This window comes from Burkholderia sp. SR8 (assembly GCF_052851275.1).
Genome location: NZ_JAULUC010000008.1, coordinates 133,739 through 153,828, shown reverse-complemented (window position 1 = coordinate 153,828; position 20,090 = coordinate 133,739). Strand labels below are relative to the sequence as shown.

General features: G+C 68.5%; 23 protein-coding genes. 12 read left to right on the top strand and 11 right to left on the bottom strand.

From position 1 onward, the window contains the following. Positions 1-38: 38 nt before the first annotated feature. Complete coding sequence (locus Q3A80_RS12910; RefSeq protein WP_446329376.1) at positions 39-779, bottom strand: SDR family NAD(P)-dependent oxidoreductase; 741 nt, start codon at positions 777-779, stop codon at positions 39-41. A 115-nt stretch (positions 780-894) separates the two neighbouring features. Between Q3A80_RS12910 and Q3A80_RS12905 the strand changes: the two genes are divergently transcribed. After that, positions 895-1,509: a TetR/AcrR family transcriptional regulator gene (locus tag Q3A80_RS12905; protein WP_446329375.1), complete on the top strand. Its 615-nt coding sequence runs from the start codon at positions 895-897 to the stop codon at positions 1,507-1,509. 75 nt (positions 1,510-1,584) lie between these two features. Here Q3A80_RS12905 and eco read toward each other — a convergent pair whose 3' ends face one another. Continuing rightward, on the bottom strand, positions 1,585-2,082 hold the full coding sequence (gene eco, locus Q3A80_RS12900; RefSeq protein WP_446329374.1) for a serine protease inhibitor ecotin: 498 nt from the start codon (positions 2,080-2,082) through the stop codon (positions 1,585-1,587). 144 nt (positions 2,083-2,226) lie between these two features. Between eco and Q3A80_RS12895 the strand changes: the two genes are divergently transcribed. Further along, positions 2,227-2,553, top strand: a complete 327-nt coding sequence (locus tag Q3A80_RS12895) for a hypothetical protein (protein WP_446329373.1) — start codon at positions 2,227-2,229, stop codon at positions 2,551-2,553. Positions 2,554-2,754: 201 nt separating this feature from the next. On the opposite strand, the gene Q3A80_RS12890 is transcribed toward Q3A80_RS12895, so the two are convergent. After that, the gene (locus Q3A80_RS12890; RefSeq protein ID WP_043189675.1) at positions 2,755-3,156 is read right to left on the bottom strand and encodes a hypothetical protein; all 402 of its coding nucleotides are present in this window, start codon (positions 3,154-3,156) and stop codon (positions 2,755-2,757) included. 117 nt (positions 3,157-3,273) lie between these two features. Here Q3A80_RS12890 and Q3A80_RS12885 point away from each other — a divergent pair, with 117 nt between their 5' ends. Both Q3A80_RS12885 and Q3A80_RS12880 read left to right on the top strand, forming a co-directional pair. Then, positions 3,274-3,654 carry a DUF5594 family protein gene (locus tag Q3A80_RS12885; protein WP_446329372.1) on the top strand — a complete coding sequence of 127 codons (381 nt, stop codon included), beginning with the start codon at positions 3,274-3,276 and terminating at the stop codon, positions 3,652-3,654. A gap of 185 nt (positions 3,655-3,839) precedes the next feature. Next, complete coding sequence (locus Q3A80_RS12880) at positions 3,840-5,207, top strand: MFS transporter (RefSeq protein ID WP_446329371.1); 1,368 nt, start codon at positions 3,840-3,842, stop codon at positions 5,205-5,207. Positions 5,208-5,253: 46 nt separating this feature from the next. Here Q3A80_RS12880 and Q3A80_RS12875 read toward each other — a convergent pair whose 3' ends face one another. The 3 genes from Q3A80_RS12875 to Q3A80_RS12865 all read right to left on the bottom strand — a co-directional run bounded on the left by Q3A80_RS12875 (position 5,254) and on the right by Q3A80_RS12865 (position 7,596). Next, a complete protein-coding gene (locus tag Q3A80_RS12875) occupies positions 5,254-5,835 on the bottom strand; it encodes an AAA family ATPase (RefSeq protein ID WP_446329370.1) in 582 nt (193 codons plus the stop codon). Then, positions 5,828-7,249, bottom strand: coding sequence for an alpha,alpha-trehalose-phosphate synthase (UDP-forming) (gene otsA / locus Q3A80_RS12870; protein ID WP_446329369.1), 1,422 nt, complete (start codon positions 7,247-7,249; stop codon positions 5,828-5,830). The genes Q3A80_RS12875 and otsA overlap by 8 nt, the downstream gene beginning before the upstream one ends. Before the next feature lie 149 nt (positions 7,250-7,398). Beyond that, positions 7,399-7,596 carry a hypothetical protein gene (locus Q3A80_RS12865; RefSeq protein ID WP_446329368.1) on the bottom strand — a complete coding sequence of 66 codons (198 nt, stop codon included), beginning with the start codon at positions 7,594-7,596 and terminating at the stop codon, positions 7,399-7,401. 286 nt (positions 7,597-7,882) lie between these two features. Between Q3A80_RS12865 and Q3A80_RS12860 the strand changes: the two genes are divergently transcribed. Both Q3A80_RS12860 and Q3A80_RS12855 read left to right on the top strand, forming a co-directional pair. Next, positions 7,883-8,434: a hypothetical protein gene (locus Q3A80_RS12860; RefSeq protein ID WP_446329367.1), complete on the top strand. Its 552-nt coding sequence runs from the start codon at positions 7,883-7,885 to the stop codon at positions 8,432-8,434. Continuing rightward, the gene (locus Q3A80_RS12855) at positions 8,431-8,925 is read left to right on the top strand and encodes a hypothetical protein (protein ID WP_446329366.1); all 495 of its coding nucleotides are present in this window, start codon (positions 8,431-8,433) and stop codon (positions 8,923-8,925) included. Before Q3A80_RS12860 ends, Q3A80_RS12855 begins: the two co-directional genes overlap by 4 nt. A gap of 84 nt (positions 8,926-9,009) precedes the next feature. Here Q3A80_RS12855 and Q3A80_RS12850 read toward each other — a convergent pair whose 3' ends face one another. Together Q3A80_RS12850 and Q3A80_RS12845 are read right to left on the bottom strand one after the other, a co-directional pair. After that, positions 9,010-10,356: an ABC transporter ATP-binding protein gene (locus Q3A80_RS12850; protein WP_446329365.1), complete on the bottom strand. Its 1,347-nt coding sequence runs from the start codon at positions 10,354-10,356 to the stop codon at positions 9,010-9,012. A gap of 22 nt (positions 10,357-10,378) precedes the next feature. Continuing rightward, positions 10,379-12,136, bottom strand: coding sequence for an ABC transporter permease (locus Q3A80_RS12845; RefSeq protein WP_446329364.1), 1,758 nt, complete (start codon positions 12,134-12,136; stop codon positions 10,379-10,381). A 494-nt stretch (positions 12,137-12,630) separates the two neighbouring features. Here Q3A80_RS12845 and Q3A80_RS12840 point away from each other — a divergent pair, with 494 nt between their 5' ends. Beyond that, on the top strand, positions 12,631-12,897 hold the full coding sequence (locus tag Q3A80_RS12840; RefSeq protein ID WP_027786765.1) for a double-stranded DNA-specific endonuclease: 267 nt from the start codon (positions 12,631-12,633) through the stop codon (positions 12,895-12,897). Between the two features lie 40 nt (positions 12,898-12,937). On the opposite strand, the gene Q3A80_RS12835 is transcribed toward Q3A80_RS12840, so the two are convergent. Both Q3A80_RS12835 and Q3A80_RS12830 read right to left on the bottom strand, forming a co-directional pair. Next, positions 12,938-14,254, bottom strand: a complete 1,317-nt coding sequence (locus Q3A80_RS12835) for an ATP-binding protein (protein WP_446329363.1) — start codon at positions 14,252-14,254, stop codon at positions 12,938-12,940. Continuing rightward, complete coding sequence (locus tag Q3A80_RS12830) at positions 14,238-14,963, bottom strand: response regulator (protein ID WP_039319657.1); 726 nt, start codon at positions 14,961-14,963, stop codon at positions 14,238-14,240. Before Q3A80_RS12830 ends, Q3A80_RS12835 begins: the two co-directional genes overlap by 17 nt. Positions 14,964-15,191: 228 nt before the next feature. Here Q3A80_RS12830 and Q3A80_RS12825 point away from each other — a divergent pair, with 228 nt between their 5' ends. Then, positions 15,192-15,731, top strand: coding sequence for a periplasmic heavy metal sensor (locus Q3A80_RS12825; protein ID WP_446329362.1), 540 nt, complete (start codon positions 15,192-15,194; stop codon positions 15,729-15,731). A 69-nt stretch (positions 15,732-15,800) separates the two neighbouring features. Here Q3A80_RS12825 and Q3A80_RS12820 read toward each other — a convergent pair whose 3' ends face one another. Next, positions 15,801-16,499 (bottom strand): pirin family protein, encoded by a 699-nt coding sequence (locus Q3A80_RS12820; RefSeq protein WP_446329361.1) that lies wholly within the window; start codon positions 16,497-16,499, stop codon positions 15,801-15,803. A gap of 366 nt (positions 16,500-16,865) precedes the next feature. On the opposite strand from Q3A80_RS12820, the gene Q3A80_RS12815 reads away from it, so the two are divergent. The 4 genes from Q3A80_RS12815 to Q3A80_RS12800 all read left to right on the top strand — a co-directional run bounded on the left by Q3A80_RS12815 (position 16,866) and on the right by Q3A80_RS12800 (position 20,072). Further along, positions 16,866-17,642: an ABC transporter substrate-binding protein gene (locus Q3A80_RS12815; protein ID WP_446329503.1), complete on the top strand. Its 777-nt coding sequence runs from the start codon at positions 16,866-16,868 to the stop codon at positions 17,640-17,642. A 232-nt stretch (positions 17,643-17,874) separates the two neighbouring features. Further along, positions 17,875-18,564 (top strand): ABC transporter permease, encoded by a 690-nt coding sequence (locus Q3A80_RS12810; protein WP_021158491.1) that lies wholly within the window; start codon positions 17,875-17,877, stop codon positions 18,562-18,564. Beyond that, positions 18,561-19,274 (top strand): ABC transporter permease, encoded by a 714-nt coding sequence (locus Q3A80_RS12805; RefSeq protein WP_446329360.1) that lies wholly within the window; start codon positions 18,561-18,563, stop codon positions 19,272-19,274. The genes Q3A80_RS12810 and Q3A80_RS12805 overlap by 4 nt, the downstream gene beginning before the upstream one ends. 18 nt (positions 19,275-19,292) lie before the next feature. Further along, a complete protein-coding gene (locus Q3A80_RS12800) occupies positions 19,293-20,072 on the top strand; it encodes an ABC transporter ATP-binding protein (protein ID WP_446329359.1) in 780 nt (259 codons plus the stop codon). Positions 20,073-20,090 lie beyond the last annotated feature (18 nt).

Sequence of the window (20,090 nt, the reverse complement as noted above, 5' to 3'; positions counted from 1 at the left end):
CGGCATGACACCATGCGATTGACATCGCACGTCTACGCTTAAGCGTTCGCCCCGCCATCGATGGTCAACCCGGTCCCGTTGATCGACCGCCCTTCCGGCCCGACGACGAATGCGACGAGCGCCGCGACGTCCTCTGCCTTGCCGTACTGCGGGATCGCCATCCGCGAACGCTGCGCACCGGCGTGCTCGCCGTCGGCCGGATTCATGTCGGTGTCGGTCGAGCCCGGATGCACGAGATTGACCGTGATGCCGCGCGCGCCGAGGTCGCGCGCGAGCCCCTGCGTCCAGCCGATCAACGCGGCCTTGCTCGCCGCATAAAGGCTCATCCCCGCATCGGGCACGCGCGTCGCGAGGCAGCTGCCGGTCGACACGATGCGGCCGCCTTCGCCGAGATGCCGCGCGGCCGCCTGCGACGCGACGATGACCGCGCGCACGTTGACGTTCAGCGTCGCATCGATGTCGTCGAGCGTCAGGTCGTCGAGCGCGCCCGCGCGGAAGATGCCTGCGTTGTTGACGAGGATGTCGAGGCCGCCGAGCGTCTCGGCCGCACGATCCACCGCACCGCGCACCGCGGCCGGATCGGCGCTGTCGGCCTGGATCGCGACGGCCCGCCGGCCGAGCGCCTCGATGTCGGCGACGACGGCCTGCGCACGCTGCGCCGATTTCTCGTAAGTGATCGCGACGTCCGCACCGTCGGCCGCCAGCCGTTTCGCAATGGCCGCGCCGATCCCGCGGCTGCCGCCCGTGACGAGTGCACGCTTGCCCTGAAGTCGAGTCATGAAAGCTCCTGTGGTCATTTGTGTAGCGACCGATACAGAATGCGGCAGGTTGCACGGCACTGTCAATTGAATTATTTTATCGATCGATACAGATATCGACGAAGGAACGGATCTCATGGCTGAACGCGGCCGACCGAGAAGCTTCGACAAGGAAGCGGTGCTGGATCGCGCGATGGAGGTGTTCTGGCGCCTCGGCTACGAGGGTGCGTCGATGACGGACCTGACGGCCGCGATGGGCATTGCAGCGCCGAGCCTGTACGCGGCGTTCGGCAGTAAGGAAGCGTTGTTCCGGCAGGCGGTCGAGCACTACCGGGAGACGGAGGGCCGCGAGATCTGGGACGGCGTCGAACAGGCCGGCACCGCGCGCGATGCGATCGAGAACTACCTGATGCAGACGGCGCGCGTGTTCACGCGCCGGTCGAAGCCGGCCGGCTGCCTGATCGTGCTGTCGGCGCTGCACCCGGCCGAGCGATCGGACACGGTCCGGCAAACGCTGATCGCGATGCGCGAGCAGACGGTCGCCGCGTTACGCGCGCGGCTCGGCGCGGCCGCCGCGACCGGCGAGATTGCCGCGCACGCGGATCTCGACGCGATCGCGCGCTACTACGTGACGGTGCAACAGGGAATGTCGATTCAGGCGCGCGACGGCGCGAGCCGTCGAGATCTGGAAGCGGTCGCGCAAGCCGCGCTGGCTGCATGGCCGGCGCTCACGGGCACGCGCGGCGGATAACGGCGCGCTCCGGACGGAACGAAGCCCGCGCGCGGCCATGCAGCGCCGGGTGCCGCGCATGACCGCGCCGGCGCGTTACTGCGTGACGGCGTGCTGCACGTCCTTCGACGCATGCCACACGCGGTAGCGCACGTCGAAGCCGTCCGGCACGTACACGACGAGCGGCAGGCGGCTGTTGTAGCGCAGCAGCTGACCGTCGCCGCGCACCTGCACGAACCGCTGCTGCGGCGCCTGGCCCGGGCACGCCATCAGCGTCGACGCCGGACCCTTCACGTCGGTCAGCCGGTAGTACGTATAGCCCCAGCCCTTCACGTCCTCGGCGGTCAGTTCGCCGCCGAACCACTGCTGGTTGCAGTCGGTCTGCAGCGTCTTGCCGATCATCAGCTCGACGCGCGCGTCGCCTTCGTTCTCGAGCGCCGGCAGCGCGATCACCGCGCGCTGCTGGCCGGCCGCCGGCTGCGGAAACATCTTGATCGACTCGGCCGGCACGGCGGGCGCCGATGCGGGCGGAGCCGCGCAGGCGGCGGTCGTCACGCAGAAGGCGGCCAGGGCGGCCCGGATCGCGAATGTCATCGATGTGCTCCTGATAAACAAATGGGGCCCCGGATGCTAACACTTTCGTCGCAAAGCCTTACGGCGCTGTAATTTGGCGACACAATTGCAAACAGCCGGCAAGTCCCGCGCGCGGTACTTATAGGGCAACCAACGGAGAACATCATGCTGAAGCTCATTGCCGCCGCCGGCGTCGCCACGCTGCTGGCCGGGTGCGTCGTCGGTCCGGACGCCGGATACGGCTACGGACAGCCCTACTATTCCGATCCCGGCTACGCGTACGGGCCGGCCTACGGCGCCGCGCCGGTCTACGGCACGGTCAACATCTGGGGCGGCGGCGGCGGACGCGACTGGGATCGCGGCCGCCACTGGGATCGCGATCGCGGCGACCGCGGCAATCATGGCGGCTGGGGGCGCGGCGGCGGCCGCCGAGGCGACTGGAACGAAGGCGGCGGCGGGCGCGGCGACGGCGGCGGCGGGCACCGCCACTGATTCCGGCGACCCAATTGCAACCGTTTGTATCCGCAGACGGGCTTGTACAAGCGCCGCGCAACGCGTGAAAACACCGCGAAATGACGAAGGCCCTCGCATCGTGCGAGGGCCTTTGCTTTTGTCATCCCGCGTAGCAGGAACAGGAACGGAATGTTTCGAGCGGCATCGGCGCGCGTGGCGCGCGTGCGGCCGCTCGGCCGCTTACCAGCCTGCCGGTTGCGCATAGCCGCCCGACACCGGCGCGCCGCACACGTACGCGCGCTGATAGCGGTCGTAGCAATAGTTCGGGCCGTCGTCCTGGTACTGCGCCTGCTGATAGGTCGGATAAGCCGGTTGCTGGTAGGCCGGCGCCTGGTAATACGTCGGCGGCTGATACGCCGGTGCCTGATACACGGGCGCCTGGTAGGCGACGGGCGGATTCATCGCCGACGTCACGATCGCGCCGAGCACCGCGCCGCCGATCAGCGCGCCGATGACGGCGCCGCCGTCGCGGCCATGCGCGGACGCCGGCCCGGCCACTGCGAGCGAACCGGCGAGGACACATACTGCGGCAATCTTCTTCATGATGGACTCCCACGCGAAGTGGTACTGGATGCGATGCATTGTGGCCGCCCGCGGCCGTAATAGATGCAGCAAGTGGTAACGCGCCATTACGCGTGTCGCGCACACCGGAACGCGGCACGGCCGTGCTACGATTTTCGGCACACAGGAGACGCCGTCATGCAGCCCGAAACCGCCCGCCGTTTCGATACCGAATTCGCGCCGCGCATTGCGCAGGCGATCGCCGCCTTCTTCGCCGAGCACGTTCGCGCCGACGTCGTCCCGTACGGCGGGCACGGGCAGCCGACGCGCGTGCAGATCCGCAGCGCGCCGCACGAACACGTGAGCGGCTTCGTGCATCCGCTGAACCTCGAGCTGACCTGGGACACCGACGAAATCGAACGGCTGATGGAGCCGGACGGGCCCGCGCGCTTCGAGCACTACCTGAGCGCGCTGCCGAGAAAGCTCACCGCATGGCAGGGTGCGCGCGACATCGATCTCGCGTCGCGCACGCAGGCCGATCCGCTCGTGCGGCTCGGCGGCCTCGACTTCGAAGGCTGAATGCACGCGCCGGCCGGCGGCCGGTTGCGCCGGCGTCGCGCGATGCGTGCCGGTGATACACTCGACCGGTCCCGCGCCGGTGCCGCGCTGCCGGCCGGGCCGTTCATCGCCGCCTCCACCCGCGAGCATGGTTGCGTACGCAACCGGTGTGCGGGCGCGCGGACAACCACGCTTTCGCTCCCGCCATGAACGCCGATACCGGCCTGCCGCTACCGCAACGCTACTGGGCGATCGTCTGCGTCGCCCTGGGCATCACGCTCGCCGTGCTCGACGGCGCGATCGCGAACGTCGCGCTGCCGACGATCGCGCGCGACCTGCACGCGTCCGACGCCGCGTCGATCTGGATCGTCAACGCGTACCAGCTCGCGGTCACGATCACGCTGCTGCCGCTCGCGTCGCTCGGCGAGCGCATCGGCTATCGCCGCATCTACATCGGCGGGCTCGCGCTCTTCACCGCGGCGTCGCTCGGCTGCGCGCTCGCCGGCTCGCTGCCGACGCTCGCCGTGATGCGCGTGATCCAGGGATTCGGCGCGGCCGGCATCATGAGCGTGAACGCGGCGCTGGTGCGGATGATCTACCCGTCGTCGATGCTCGGGCGCGGGCTGTCGATCAACGCGATGGTGGTCGCGCTGTCGTCGGCGATCGGCCCGACCGTCGCGTCGGCGATCCTGTCGTTCGCATCGTGGCCGTGGCTGTTCGCGGTCAACGTGCCGATCGGCATCGCCGCGGTGTTCGGCAGCATGCGTGCGCTGCCGGCCAATCCGCTGCACGACGCGCCGTACGACTTCCCGAGCGCGCTGATGAACGCGTGCGTGTTCGGCCTGCTGATCATGGCCGTCGACGGACTCGGTCACGGCGAAAGCCACGCGTACGTCGCGGCCGAGCTGGCCGTTGCGTTCGGCGTCGGCTACTTCTTCGTGAAGCGGCAGCTGTCGCAGCCGGCGCCGCTGCTGCCGGTGGACCTGATGCGCATCCCGATGTTCGCGCTGTCGATCTGCACGTCGGTCGCGTCGTTCACGTCGCAGATGCTCGCGTTCGTCGCGCTGCCGTTCTGGCTGCAGAATTCGCTCGGCTTCTCGCAGGTCGAAACGGGCCTGTACATGACGCCGTGGCCGCTCGTGATCGTGTTCGCCGCGCCGCTCGCCGGCGTGCTGTCGGACCGCTATTCGGCCGGCATCCTCGGCGGCATCGGGCTCGCGCTGTTCGCAGCCGGGCTGCTGTCGCTCGCGACGATCGGCGCGCATCCGGGCACCGTCGACATCGTGTGGCGCATGGCGCTGTGCGGCGCGGGCTTCGGGCTGTTCCAGTCGCCGAACAACCGCGCGATGCTGTCGTCGGCGCCGCGCGAGCGCAGCGGCGGCGCGGGCGGGATGCTGAGCACCGCGCGCCTGACGGGCCAGACGCTCGGCGCGGCACTCGTCGCGCTGATTTTCGGGCTGGCGCCCGACCGCGGTCCGACGATCGCGCTGTATGTCGCGACCGCGTTCGCGGCGGTCGCAGCCGTGGTCAGCATGCTGCGGATCGCGTCGCCGCGGCCCGACGCGGCGACGTAACGCCGCCGGGCGCCGCCGTCGCGGGCCCGCGCACCGGCCTTGCGCCTCACGCGCCGTCGAGCGCGTCGGTCACGAAGCGCACGCGCGCCTTCACGCTGACCCGCGGCAGTTCGATCAGCCGATACCCGTACGCCGTATAGCAGTCGACCATCGCGTCGTAGGTGCGCACGGCTTCCGCGAAATCCTGGCGACGCTCGGTGTCCTGCGCATAGATCTCCGGCCACGGCGGCGCGATGAACACGCGCCGGTGATAGCGGAAGCGCCGCGCCGCGGCTTCCGCATGTGCGGGCACGGGCAGGCCCGTGAGCCGCAGATAGCCGATCACGTCCGGCACGCCGCGATCGAAGAACACGGGGCCGCGAGCGCAGCGCGCGAGATGGTACGAGCGCATTTCCCAGGTCAGCATCAGTTCGGCGAATGCGGCGCGGTCGCGCCACGGCAGCGCCGGGCCGTCGATCGCCATCTGGTCGCGAATCACGCCGCGCCCGGCCTCGTGCGAACGCGCGAAACCGCTGCGCTCGAGCGCATCGAGCAACGTGCTCTTGCCCGAGCCGGGGCCGCCCGTGACGATGAAGAAGCGCGCGGACGCATCGTCCGCGCCGCCGCCCTCCTCCACGCGCTCAGACATGCGCGACCCGCCGGCCCGCACGCTGCGTGACCGACGCGGCCGCCGCGACGCTGCGCAGGTCCGCGACGAACGTATCGCGCCACACCGACAGGTCGTTCTTGCGCAGTTGCGCGAGGTTCTCCCGGTGCCGCGCCTGGCGCTCCGCGAGCGGCATCGACAGCGCGCGCTCGAGCGCGTCGGCCATCTGCGACAGATCGTACGGATTGACGAGCAGCGCGCCGCCCAGTTCGGCCGCCGCGCCCGCGAACTCCGACAGCACGAGCACGCCCGGATCGGCCGGGTCCTGCGACGCGACGTACTCCTTCGCGACGAGATTCATCCCGTCGCGCAACGGCGTCACGTAGCCGACCTGCGACATCCGGAAGAACGCCATCAGCAGGTTGCGCTCGTACTTGCGGTTCAGGTACTGGATCGGCGTCCAGTCGAGCTGCGAGAAGCGGCCGTTGATGCGGCCGGCCTCGCCTTCGAGCGTTTCGCGGATGCGCTGGTAGGTCTGCACGTCGGAGCGCGTCGGCGGCGCGATCTGCACGAGCGATACACGGCCCTGCCAGCCCGGCGCGTTGGCCAGCATCCGTTCGAACGACTGGAAGCGTTCGACGAGCCCCTTCGAATAGTCGAGCCGGTCGACGCTCATCACGAGCTTGCGGCCGTCGAGCGCGTCGCGCAGCATCTTCACCGGCTTGCGCGAGCCGTACTGGACGGCCGCCTCGGCGATCGCATCCGGATGCACGCCGATCGGATAGGCGGCGACCTTCACGACGCGGCCGTGCGCATGCAGCATTCCGTCGTCGCTCGCCGCGCCGATGCCGCGCCGCTCGATGTAGTCGGTGAACGCCTGTTTGTCGGCGTCGGTCTGGAAACCGGCGACGTCGTACGCGCACATGAACTTCACGAGCTCCTCGTGCGGCGGCACGAGGCGCAGCACGTCGGGCGACGGAAACGGAATGTGCAGGAAGAAGCCGATCGGGTTCTTCACGCCGAGCTCGCGCAGGCAATGCGCGAACGGCAGCAGATGGTAGTCGTGGACCCAGATCAGGTCGTCGGGCCGCAGCAGCGCGGCAAGCTGCTTCGCGAGCATCGCGTTCACGCGCAGATAGCCCGCATACTCCTGCCGCTCGAAGCGGGCAAGATCGCCGCGGTAGTGGAACACCGGCCACAGCGTCGCGTTCGAGAAGCCGCGGTAGTACTGGTCGTAGTCGCGCCGGGTCAGCCCGACCGTCGCATACGTGACGTTGCCGTCCCGCTGGATCGCGGGGGCAGCGTCGGGCGTGCCGACGATCTCGCCGTTCCAGCCGAACCAGACGCCGCCGGTGTCCTTCAATGCGTCCATCACGCCGACCGCGAGGCCCCCGGCGCTCGGGCGCGTGTCCTCGCCGGCGGCGACACGATTCGATACCACGATCAATCTGCTCATGCGGCTTTCCCTCCTCGATTCGATTGGCTGACGCGCGGCGCGCGCCAGGGCGGCGCGGCGGTCCGACGACGGCCGCGCGGCGATTCAGATGTGAGCGATGCAACCAAGAGCGCAATGAAATGCGGCAGCGGAATGCTGCGGCGACAGGGTCAGGCGTCCTGCTCCTGGCCGAGGTCGCGCTGATAGTCGAGCCCTTCCGGGCGGGCGCCGCCCTGGTTGTGATCGCCGTCGGACGGCGTCTCCCCGGGCGTGCCGGCAGGCGGTGCGCCGGGCGCGTCGGTCTGCGGACGCGGGCGCCCGGCGCCCGCATCGGGCGGCCGGTGAACAAGCCGTTTGGAACGGCGCATGGCTGGGTGTCTCATATGCAGCGCGGCTCGGAGCCGTCGTAGAAACATTCCATAACAAATGAGTTTAGGTCGCTCGATTGCATTTCAAGGTAACAATTACCTTCAATTTGTAACGTTTCGACCCCTGCCCCGCCATCTATTCGACAATAGCGCCGCGCGTACGCGCGCGGACCGCCGGCCGCCGATTTGTCAAAGCTTTGCAATTTTCCTAAGACGATTGCGAAACAATGATGCGGCATGGGCGCGCCTGCGTCGCCGCTCACCCAGACAGGACTTGCACTCAGGGATGAACATTCGTTTCGAACCGCCGCACCGGGCCACGCCGGCGCGCATCGTGCTGGCCGCGCTCGCCGCGGCCGCACTGCTGTCCGGCTGCAACTCGCTGTACAGCGAAGGGGCCACGGCCGGCGCAGGTATCGCGGGCGCCGCGATCGCTTCCAAGGTCACCAACAACGCTGCCGTCGCGACGGGCATCGGCCTCGGCGCGGTGGCCGGCGCACGTGCAGGCGTCCAGTACACACAGCGCGTCGCGCACCGCTACACGCAGGAACAGATCGCGAAGGCGGCCGGCCCGCTCGACGTCGGCGGCGTCGCGCCGTGGTCGACGCACCATTCGTTCCCGATCGAGGACGACGAACAGGGCCGCGTGACGGTCAGCCGGATGATCAGCATCGGCCCGCTCGACTGCAAGGAAATCGTGTTCGCGGTCGACACGCCCGCGAAGGCCGACAAGGCCGCGCAATCGGCGTTCTACGTCGCGACGATCTGCCGTGACGGCCCCGTGTGGAAATGGGCGTCGGCCGAGCCCGCGACCGAGCGCTGGGGCGCGCTGCAATGAGCGGCGCGATTCGTCTCGCGGCGATCGGCGCGCTGTGCGCGGCCAGCGCCGCGCTGTCGGGCTGCGGCTCGGTCGGCGCGGCAAGCGGCGCGCTTGCCGGCGCGGCGACGGGCCTCGTCACCGCGAACCCGGCCGTCGGCGTCGGTGTCGGCATCGCCGTGCAGGCGGCGACCGACGAGGCCGTCAACCGCACGATGAAGCAGCTCCATCAGAACCAGCAGGACGCGATCGCGAATGCGGCCGGCGGGCTGGCCGTCGGCGAAGTGAAGCCGTGGAAGGTGAAGAACACGCTGCCGCTCGAAAACGGCGAAGGCGAAGTGCGCGTCACGCGCGCGTATTCGACGGCGCTCGCGCTGTGCAAGGAATTCGCGTTCTCGGTGAAGGACGGCGACAAGGCCGACTGGTATTTCGCGAATGCGTGCCAGCAAGGCACGCACTGGAAGTGGGCGTCGGCGGAGCCGGCCGTCGACCGGTGGGGCAACCTGCAGTAACGACGACGGCGCAATGCGCGGCGCCTGACGACCCGCGCCGCAGCTGCGGATCGCGACGCCGGGCCGCGCGGCCCGGCACATTGCTCAGGACTCGACGTCCTCGAGGCTGAAAATTTCGGTCTGGTCGTTGTACGAGAAGATCTCGCCGTAGCGGCCCCAGTCGATCACCGCGTCGAGCGTTTCCTCGGCCGCGCCGTCCGACAGGAAATCCTCCAGCTCCTGCTCGAAGCGCACGCGCGGCGCGCGATGGCCCGGACGTTCGTTCAGCACCTTCTTGATCCGCGCGGCGAGCGGCACGTGCTTCAGCAGGTGGTCCGCGAACATCAGCTTGCGTTCCTGCGTGCCGAACTCGGCGAACACGCGCCCCGGCGGCGTCAGGAACACGTCGCCTTCGCGCACGTCGGCAAAGCCGAGGTACTGCAGCACTTCGGCGATCGGGAACAGGTCGTCGACCTCCAGATGCAGCGTGCGCGCGATTTCCGGCATGTCCGCGCGGCCGTGATACGGCGCCATCGCGAGCGTCTCGATCAGGCCCGCCATCAGGTTGGTCGACACCTGCGGCAGCCAGCTGCCGAGCTCCAGCCCCTTCTTCGTCGTCTCGCCGATCTGGCGCGCGGTCATCTTCGCGTAGATGTCGTCGACCAGCTTGCGGAACGCCGGGTCGAGACGATTGCGCGGATGCTTGAACGGCACCTTGATCTCGGCGATCACGCGGCCCGGGTTCGACGACAGCACGAGAATCCGGTCGCACATGAACACCGCTTCCTCGATGTTGTGCGTGACGATCAGCACCGACTTGATCGGCATCCGGCCTTGCGTCCACAGATCGAGCAGGTCGGTACGCAGCGTCTCGGCCGTCAGCACGTCGAGCGCGGAGAACGGCTCGTCCATCAGCAGGATCGTCGGATCGACGACGAGCGCGCGCGCAAATCCCACGCGCTGCCGCATCCCGCCCGACAGCTCGCGCGGATACGCGTTCTCGAAGCCGTCGAGACCGATCAGGTCGATCGCGGCAAGTGCGCGCTCGCGCCGCTCGCGTGCGCCGACGCCGAGCGCTTCGAGCCCGGCTTCCACGTTCTGCAGCACGGTCAGCCACGGGAACAGCGCGAAAGTCTGGAACACCATCGCGACACCTTCGGCCGGGCCGCGCAGCGGCTTGCCGAGATACGTCACTTCGCCGCCGGTCGGCTCGATCAGCCCGGCGATGATGCGCAGCAGCGTCGATTTGCCCGACCCGGAACGGCCGAGCAGCCCGACGATCTCGCCTTCGCGCAGCGACAGGTTCGCATCGTCGAGCACGAGCAGCTCGCCCTGCGTCTTGTTGAAGCCGCGGTTCACGTGCTCGACGCGCAGGATCTCTTCGCCGAGACGCGGCGGCTGGGGCGGCTGGGACGTCTGGACGGGGGCGTTTACAGCATTCGGATTGTGCATCGCGTTTCGCTCTCAATCGGTCTCAGTCGAGCCGCAGCTTCGCTTCGGCGAAGGCATACAGCGGGCGCCACAGCAGGCGGTTGAACAGGGTAACGAACAGGGACATCACGGCGATGCCCAGGATGATCTTCGGAAAATCGCCGGCGGCGGTGGTTTGCGCGATGTACGCGCCGAGTCCGTGCGCCTCGATCCTGGTCGTGCCCCACTGCACCGCTTCCGACACGATGCTCGCGTTCCACGCGCCGCCCGAGGCGGTGATCGCGCCGGTCACGTAATACGGGAAGATGCCGGGCAGGATCGCCTGCCGCCACCACTGCCAGCCGCGGATCCGGAAGTTCGTCGCCGCTTCGCGATAGTCGTTCGGATAGGACGTCGCGCCGGCAATCACGTTGAACAGGATATACCACTGCGTGCCGAGCACGATCAGCGGCGACAGCCAGATGTCGGGGTTCAGGTGAAAGCGTGCGATCACGATCACGAACACCGGAAACAGCAGGTTGGCCGGGAATGCGGCGAGGAACTGCGCGAGCGGCTGCAGCTTTTCGGCGAGCTTGGGCCGCAGCCCGATCCACACGCCGACCGGCACCCAGATCACCGATGCGATCGAGATCAGCACGACCACGCGCAGCAGCGTGATCAGCCCGAGCATGATCACGTGACCGACTTCGGCCATCGTCACGCCGGTCGACACGAAGCTGACGACGCGCCACACGATGTACGCGGTGCCGACGAGCAGCAGCGCCGCCCACGCGACGTCGACCGTGCGCGATGCCTTCTTCTCGACTTTCGGCAGCGTGAAGCGCATCGCGCCCGACAGCGGCAGGCGCAGCGGAATCCGCGCGGCCTTCGCGAAGAACCAGCCGGCCGGCACGAGCAGCTGATGGATCAGCCGCGTGCGGCGCACGAGGTCGAGCAGCCACGATTGCGGCGCGTCGCCCGATGCGGTGTTCTCCATCCGGAACTTGTCGGCCCACGCGATCAGCGGGCGGAACAGCAACTGGTCGTACGCGAGGATCACGACGGTCATCGTCAGGATCACCCAGCCGATCGCGCCGAGGTTCTTGTCCGAGATCGCCTGCGCGAGATACGCGCCGATCCCCGGCAGCGTGATCGTCTGGTTGCCGACGGTGATCGCCTCCGACGCGACGACGAAGAACCAGCCGCCCGACATCGACATCATCATGTTCCAGATCAGCCCCGGCATCGAGAACGGCACCTCGAGCTTCCAGAAGCGCTGCCACGACGTCAGGTGAAAGCCGCGCGACACTTCGTCCAGGTCGCGCGGCACCGTGCGCAGCGACTGGTAGAAGCTGAACGTCATGTTCCATGCCTGGCTCGTGAAGATCGCGAAGATCGCCGCGAGCTCGGCGCCGAGCACACGGCTCGGGAACAGCGCGAGGAAGAACGTGACGGTGAACGAGATGAAGCCGAGCACCGGCACCGACTGCAGGATGTCGAGGATCGGGATCAGCACCATGCCCGCGCGGCGGCTCTTCGCCGCCAGCGTGCCGTACACGAGCGTGAACGCGAGCGACGCGACCATCGCGGCAAGCATCCGCAGCGTGGTGCGCAACGCGTATTCGGGCAGGTTCGACGGATCGAGCGAGATCTTCTGGGTCTGAAGGGTCCCGATCGGCGCCATCGTTTCATGGAAGCCGACGACGGCCATCGCGATCAGGCAGATGATCAGCGGGAACGCGATGAAGTCCCATCGGTTCGGCAGAACGCGCCACGCGGACGCGTTGGCGGTCCGGTTCGGATTGAAGAATCCGACGTCCATCAGGCGCCCTCCCCGGTAAGGCCGAACGAAGCCGGCAGACGATGTTGATTCATGGCAAAGCGCTCGGGCGCGGTAATTCGACGCGGTAATTCGATTGATTCACGATCTCACGCCGGCGCGGCGCGCCGGGCGTGCAGGCTGCCGCCCCGGCAGGCCGAGTCGGGCCGCGACGGCACGACACTACACCAACCTGTATTTCAGGTTCAACCGTCCGGGGCCGGGCGCGGCGCCGGGCGGCGCACGGATCGTGCCCGGCGCGCGGTCGGACGGCGCGCGGCGCGGTGCGGAGCAGCCCGGCCGAAGTCTTTCGGCCGGCATGCAGGCCCCGAATTATGCCGTGATCCGGGCCGGCCGGGAACCCGGCAGCCGCATACGGGCGCAAACCGGCCGGACGTCGGCGGACGATCGCGGCGAAGCAGGTATGATCGGGGTGGGCCCCCGGCGTCGGTCGACCGACCGCCGCCGGGGATCGACCGACCAGCGGGAGGAAGGGAATGGCAGGAAATTTGGTGATCGTCTGCCGCGATCAGGACGCCGACGCGTTCTACGAGCTGATGCAGGAATACGGGTCGTTCCAGACGCGGCTGTCGTCGACGGCGTGGTACCTGAACATGAACGTGGTACCGGAATCGCTGCAGGAGGAAATCCTGGAGCGCCTCGGCCGCTACACGACCGTCTATATCTTCGAGGCCACGAGCGTGACCTACAACACCATCGACAGCAACGCCGCCGAGACGCTCGGCACGCTGTTCGGCGAATGATGCCGCGCGGCGCCTGCGCGGCAGGCGCCGCATGCGCCGCTTACGCGGCCTGTGCGTGAGGCTCGTCCTTCGGCACCACGTCGAACGGGAACGTCATCGCGACGCGCAGGCCGCCCTCGGGACGATTGCCGATCTCGCACGCCCCGCCCAGCCTCAGCACCAGCCGCTCGACGATCGCGAGCCCGAGCCCGCTGTGGCCGTTCCCGCCGCGCGCGGGGTCGAGCCGCACGAACGGCCGCGTCGCGGCCGCCAGATCGCGCGGCGCAATCCCGCCCCCGGTGTCGCTGACCGACAGCACATAACCGGCCGGCGTGCGCGCCGTCTCGACGAACACGGGCGGCGCGCCGTACGCATGCGCGTTGTCCAGCAGGTTCGACAGGATCCGGTCGAGCGTCGCGGTCGGCAGCCGGAAGCCTTCGTCGGCAGCCAGATGCGTCTGGACCGTCGGCGCGTTCGGTGCGACCGCGCGATAGCTGCGCGCGATCCGCTCGCACGCCTGGTCGACCGGCACCGGCTCGCTGCGATCGGCCCCGCCGTGCGCGAACACGAGGAACTGGTCGACGATGTGCGACATCGAGTCGACATCGCGCACCACGCCGTCGCGCAGCCGCGCGTCGTCCATCATCTCCGCGCGCAGGCGCATCCGCGCGAGCGGCGTGCGCAGGTCGTGCGCGACGCCGGCCAGCATCACCGCGCGGTCGTTCTCGGCCTGCGACACCTGCTCGACCATCTGGTTGAAGCCGTGCGTGAGCTGGCGCAGCTCGCGCGGGCCGCGTTCGCGCAGCGGCGGCACCGGCTGGCCGCGGCCGAAGCGCGCGACCGCGCGCGCGAGCGAGCGCAGCGGCTGCTGCAGCTGCCACGCCGCGAACAGCGCGGCGATCACGCCGGCCGAGAAGATCGTGCCGAGCCACAGCAGCATCCGGTCGAGCGAGCGCGGCGGCCGCAGCGGCTGCACCGGCACCACGATCCAGTTGCGGTCGGTCGGCTCCTTCACCCACAGCACGGGCGGATGGCCCGGCGCGCCGACCTCGACGCGGGTGCCGGGCGGCATCCGGTCGCTCACGTCGTCACGGAAACGCTTGAGCGGCGCCGGCAGGTTCGAGTCGGCGCCCTTTGGCACGTCGGGGCTGTCCGGCGCCACGAGCCGCACGCGCGACGGCAGCGGCTGGTCCGGCGTGCGCTCGACGTGCTGGCGCACGGCATCGACCAGGAAAGCGGCCTCCTCGACCGCATAACGCGTCTGCATCTGGCTGCGCTCGAGCCGCATCGCGAAGAACCATGCGAAGTGCGACAGGAGCAGCACGCCGACGACCAGCAGTGCCAGCCGCCCGAACAGTGAATCAATGGGTTTGCGCATGGGCCTCGCCGTCGGGCACGAACACGTAGCCGCGCCCGCGCACCGTCTGGATGAAGCGCGGCGTCGACGGATCCGTTTCGAGGATGCGGCGCAGGCGCCACACCTGCACGTCGATGCCGCGGTCGGTGCCGTCGTACTCGGGCCCGTGCAGCAGCTCGAGCAGCCGCTCGCGTGTGAGCGTGCGCAGCGCATGGTTCACGAAAATCTTCAGCAGCGCGAATTCGCTGCTCGACAGCGTCGCGGGCTTGCCGTCGACCGACAGCGTGCGCGCCTGGAAGTCGAGCACGAAACGGCCGAACGCGAACGGCTCGCGCTGCTCGGGCGCCGCTGCCGACGGCGTCGCGCGGCGGCGGCGCAGCACGGCCTGCACGCGCGCGAGCAGTTCGCGCGGGTTGAACGGCTTGCCGAGGTAGTCGTCCGCGCCGAGCTCGAGGCCGACGATGCGGTCGACGTCGTCCGCGCGCGCGGTCAGCATGATCACGGGGATGTCGTCGCCGGCCGCACGCAATTGGCGCAGCGCGGTCAGGCCGTCCACGCCCGGCATCATCAGGTCCAGCACGATCAGGTCGGGCCGCTCGCGCTCGAGGCGCTTCTCGAGCGACGCCGCGTCGTGCAGCACGGACACTTCCATCCCCTGGCGCACCAGATAGTCGCGCAGCAGGTCTCGGAGTTCTTGGTCGTCGTCGACGATGAGGATCTGGGTAGTCATGGCTGGAAGTTTAGCGCGCGAGCGCGGAGTCGAAGAACGATACAAAGGGACGAAAGGGTTACTGCGGGTTACCGCGCAAGGGAACTGTAATGCACCGTAACCGGGCAGCGATCCCGCGTAACACCCGCCCGGGGACGCGCCGCTAACCTGCGTCTTACCGGATGCGGCACACGGGCCACCCCGCCCGCACCGCATCGCCGGACCCTTTCGATTCAAGGAGTTTCTGAAATGTATAAGAAGACTTCCCGCGTGGCCATCGCAGCCGCCACCGTGCTCGCTCTCGCATTCGGCACCGCGCATGCCGCGCAACCCGACGACATGCCGCCGCCCGGCGGCCCCGGCATGCACCAGATGCACGGCGGCCCGTTCGGCGCGATCATGAAACTGCACGACCAGCTCAAGCTCAACGCGTCGCAGGAACAGCAGTGGCAGACGGCCGTCAACACGATGAAGCAGAACCACGAAGCGATGCGCAAGAGCCACGAGCAGATGCGCGAGCAGTTCAACGCGCAGCGGAACCAGCCGATCCTCGACCTGAGCGCGATGCACGCGGCGCGCCAGCAGGCCGAGCAGCAGAACGCGCAACTGCGCGAGCAGAGCGCGGCCGCATGGCTCGCGTTCTACAACGGGCTGAACGACCAGCAGAAGACCACCGTCAGCACCGCGCTCAAGCAGCAGTTCGCGCGGATGGAGCAGCGTCACGAGAAGATGAAGGAACGCTGGGAGCAGCACCGCGCGGCCAAGGCCGCATCGGCACCGGCGCAGTAAGCCGGCGGGCCGCCTTCCCGGGCGGCAGCGCGGGGGACGCGGGCGCCAGGCCCCGTCCCCCGTTTCATTTCATGCGACGTCGAACAGCAGCACCTCGGCCGCGCGACCGCGCGCGAACGCGACCGTGTCGACGCCGGCGATCCGCGCGCCGTCGCCCGCGGCGAGCGCGTGACCGTTGACTTCCACGTCGCCGCGCGCCACGTGCACGTAGGTGCTGCGCCCGGCCGGCACGCCGAATGCCGTCTCCTCGTCGCCGTCGATCAGCCCCGCGAAGATCCGCGCGTCCGCGCGCATCGGCAGCGCGCCGGCTTCGCCGTCCGGCGATGCGACGAGCCGCAGGCAACCGCGCTTGTCGGCGTCGGCGAAATGCCGCTGCGCATAGCCGGGCCGCCCGCCGCGCTCGGCCGGCTGCAGCCAGATCTGCAGCAGATGCAGCGCGCGGTCGCGCGACGCGTTGGTCTCGCTGTGCACGAGCCCCGTGCCGGCACTCATCCGCTGGACGCCGCCGGCCCGCACGATCGCACCATTGCCGAGGCTGTCGCGATGCGCGAGTGCACCGTCCAGCACGTAGGTGACGATTTCGAGATCGCGGCGCGGCTGCATCCCGAACCCGCGGGTCGGCGCGATCCGGTCCTCGCTCAGCACGCGCAACGCGCCGAACGGCGGGTGCGTGGCCCCGCCGTGGCCGGCGAGCGGAAAGCTGTGGCTCGATTCGAGCCAGCCCTGGCGCGTGTGGCAGCGCTCGGCGGCGCGGCGGATCTGGAACATGGGGCGGCACTCCGGCAGGCAGATATTCTTCGTTCGGGTTTACCTGCACTGTAGGGGCGCGCCGCGCGCGCCACAATCCGGCGCCCGCGCACCGCATCGTTGCACTCACGCGCCCAATCGACGCAATACTCGTTGCGAATACCACCATTGCCGCAACGGCCGATTCGAAGAATCGGTCGGTCGCGCCGGATTGCCGTTTTCCGGGTAACGCGTTCGGGTAAAATACCGCCCTTTTGGCGTTCGCCCGTCCGGCGCACGCCGTTGCCAGCGCGCCGAAACACGAATTTTGGCCGTCTAGAATACGCCGCGGCGCCCGGCACGACCGGCCGCGAGCGTCCCCCGGAAGTGAGCGACAACAGCATGGAAATGAAGAAGGCCGCCCTGTGCGCCGCCCTCGCCCTCGTGGCGGGCAGCGCCTTCGCGAAAGAGTGGAAGACCGTGCGGATCGGCGTCGATGCCAGCTACCCGCCGTTCGAGTCGACCGCGCCGAGCGGCGAGATCGTCGGTTTCGACGTCGATCTCACCAAGGAAATCTGCAAGCGGATCAACGTGAAGTGCGTGTGGGTCTCGCAGGATCTCGACGGGATCATCCCCGCGCTGAAGGCGAAGAAATACGACGTCATCGTGTCGTCGCTGACGGTCACGGACAAGCGCCGCGAACAGATCGACTTCTCCGACAAGGTGTACGACGCGCCCGCGCGGATGATCGCGAAGGCCGGCTCGCCGCTGCTGCCGACGGTCGCATCGCTGAAGGGCAAGCGCGTCGGCGTCGAGCAGGGTTCGACGCAGGAATCGTACGCGAAGGCGTACTGGGAACCGCAGGGCGTGACGATCGTGCCTTACCAGAACCAGGACCAGGTCTATGCCGATCTCGGCTCGGGCCGCCTCGACGCGACGCTGCAGGACGAACTCCAGGCCGACTACGGCTTCCTGCGCACGCCGCGCGGCAAGGGCTTCGCGTTCGCCGGGCCGGAAGTGAAGGATCCGAAGACGATCGGCGACGGCACCGCGATCGGCCTGCGCAAGGACGACACCGACCTGAAGCTCAAGATCAACAAGGCGCTGGCCGACATGCACAAGGACGGCACGTACGACCGGCTGTCGCACAAGTATTTCGCGTTCAGCGTCTACTCGGCTCGCTGAGCGCCGACAATGACGCGAAGCGGATGCGGGGGCGGCCCCGCGTCCGGGCAACACAGGCAGTCAACCGCGCGCCGCCCGCCCGATCGCCCGCCGCTTCGCGCGACGGGCTCGCCCGGCACCGATGCCGGGGGCGGACGGCGATGACAAGCACGGGGGCGTTCCGCGCAGCATGGCGGGCGCGTCTTTCGAGGCGCACGGCGTGCGCCCTCCGGGACCACACCAGGGACCACATATGTTTCTACAAGGCTACGGCCCGCTGATCCTCGCCGGCACCTGGCAAACCGTCAAACTGGCGGTGCTTTCGCTTGCGCTGTCGTTCCTGCTGGGCCTGCTCGGCGCGGGCGCGAAGCTGTCGCGCAACCGCTTCACGAACGGCGTCGGCACCGTCTACACGACGCTGATCCGCGGCGTGCCCGACCTCGTGCTGATGCTGCTGCTGTTCTACAGCCTGCAGATCTGGCTGAACATGGCGACCGACGCGCTCGGCTGGGACCAGATCGACATCGACCCGTTCCTCGCCGGCGTGCTCGTGCTCGGTTTCATCTACGGCGCGTACTTCACCGAGACGTTCCGCGGCGCGTTCCTGTCGGTGCCGCGCGGCCAGCTCGAGGCCGGCAGCGCGTACGGGATGACGAACTGGCAGGTGTTCACGCGGATCATGTTTCCGCAGATGATGCGCTTCGCACTGCCGGGCATCGGCAACAACTGGCAGGTGCTCGTGAAGTCGACCGCGCTCGTGTCGATCATCGGCCTCGCCGACGTCGTGAAGGCGTCGCAGGACGCCGGCAAGGGCACGCTGCGGTTCTTCTTCTTCACGCTGATCGCCGGTGCGGTCTACCTCGCCATCACGACGATCTCGAACTTCGTGCTGATGTGGCTCGAAAAGCGTTACTCGACCGGTGTCCGCAAGGCTGACCTATGATCGAACTCATCCAAGAATACTGGCGCAACTACCTCTACACCGACGGTTTCCGGATCACCGGCGTCGCGATCACGCTGTGGCTGCTGGTCGTGTCGATCGGCCTCGGCTTCTGCCTGTCGGTGCCGCTCGCGGTGGCCCGCGTGTCGAAGAAGAAGTGGCTGTCGGGCGCCGTGTGGCTCTACACGTACGTGTTCCGCGGCACGCCGCTCTACGTGCAGCTGCTGCTCTGCTACACCGGCCTCTACAGCCTGCAGGCCGTGCGCGGCACGCCGCTGCTCGATGCGTTCTTCCGCGACGGGATGCACTGCACGCTGCTCGCGTTCACGCTGAACACCTGCGCGTACACCACCGAAATCTTCGCGGGCGCGATCAAGGCGACGTCGTACGGCGAGATCGAGGCCGCGCGCGCGTACGGGATGTCGACCTTCACGATGTATCGCCGCGTGATCCTGCCGTCCGCGCTGCGCCGCTCGCTGCCGCTCTACAGCAACGAAGTGATCCTGATGCTGCACGCGACCACCGTCGCGTTCACCGCGACCGTGCCGGACATCCTGAAGATCGCGCGCGACGTGAACTCGGCGACCTACATGTCGTTCCACGCATTCGGCATCGCCGCCCTGCTCTATCTCGCGATCTCGTTCTCGCTCGTGTGGCTGTTCCGCCAGGCCGAGCGCCGCTGGCTCGCGTATCTGCGCCCGCAAGGCAAGTAAGTTTCCGCAGGACTATTGATGAATTCCCAGACTCAAAAGCTTTTCGTCGACGATCTCCACAAGCGGTACGGCGACAACGAGGTGCTCAAGGGCGTGTCGCTGAAGGCGAACTCGGGCGACGTGATCAGCGTGATCGGCTCCTCCGGTTCCGGCAAGAGCACGATGCTCCGCTGCATCAACTTCCTCGAGCAGCCGAACGCGGGCCGCATCGTCGTCGACGGCGAGGAAGTGCGCACCGCGAAGGACAAGACGGGCGCGCTGCGCGCGGCCGATTCGAAGCAGCTGCAGCGGGTGCGCACCAAGCTGTCGATGGTGTTCCAGCACTTCAACCTGTGGTCGCACATGAACGTGATCGAGAACGTGATGGAAGCGCCCGTCAACGTGCTCGGGATCCCGAAGAAGGAAGCCGAGGACCGCGCGCGCGAGTATCTCGAGAAGGTCGGCCTCGCGCCGCGCGTCGAGAAGCAGTATCCGTCGCACCTGTCGGGCGGTCAGCAGCAGCGCGTCGCGATCGCGCGCGCGCTCGCGATGCATCCGGACGTGATGCTGTTCGACGAGCCGACCTCCGCGCTCGATCCGGAACTCGTCGGCGAAGTGCTGAAGGTGATGCAGAAGCTCGCCGAGGAAGGCCGCACGATGATCGTCGTCACGCACGAGATGGGCTTCGCGCGCAACGTGTCGAACCACGTGATGTTCCTGCACCAGGGGCGCGTCGAGGAAGAAGGCGTGCCGTCCGAGGTATTCGCGAACCCGAAAAGCGAGCGCCTGCGCGGCTTCCTGTCGGGCAGCCTCAAGTAACGCGCATCCCGCGTTACG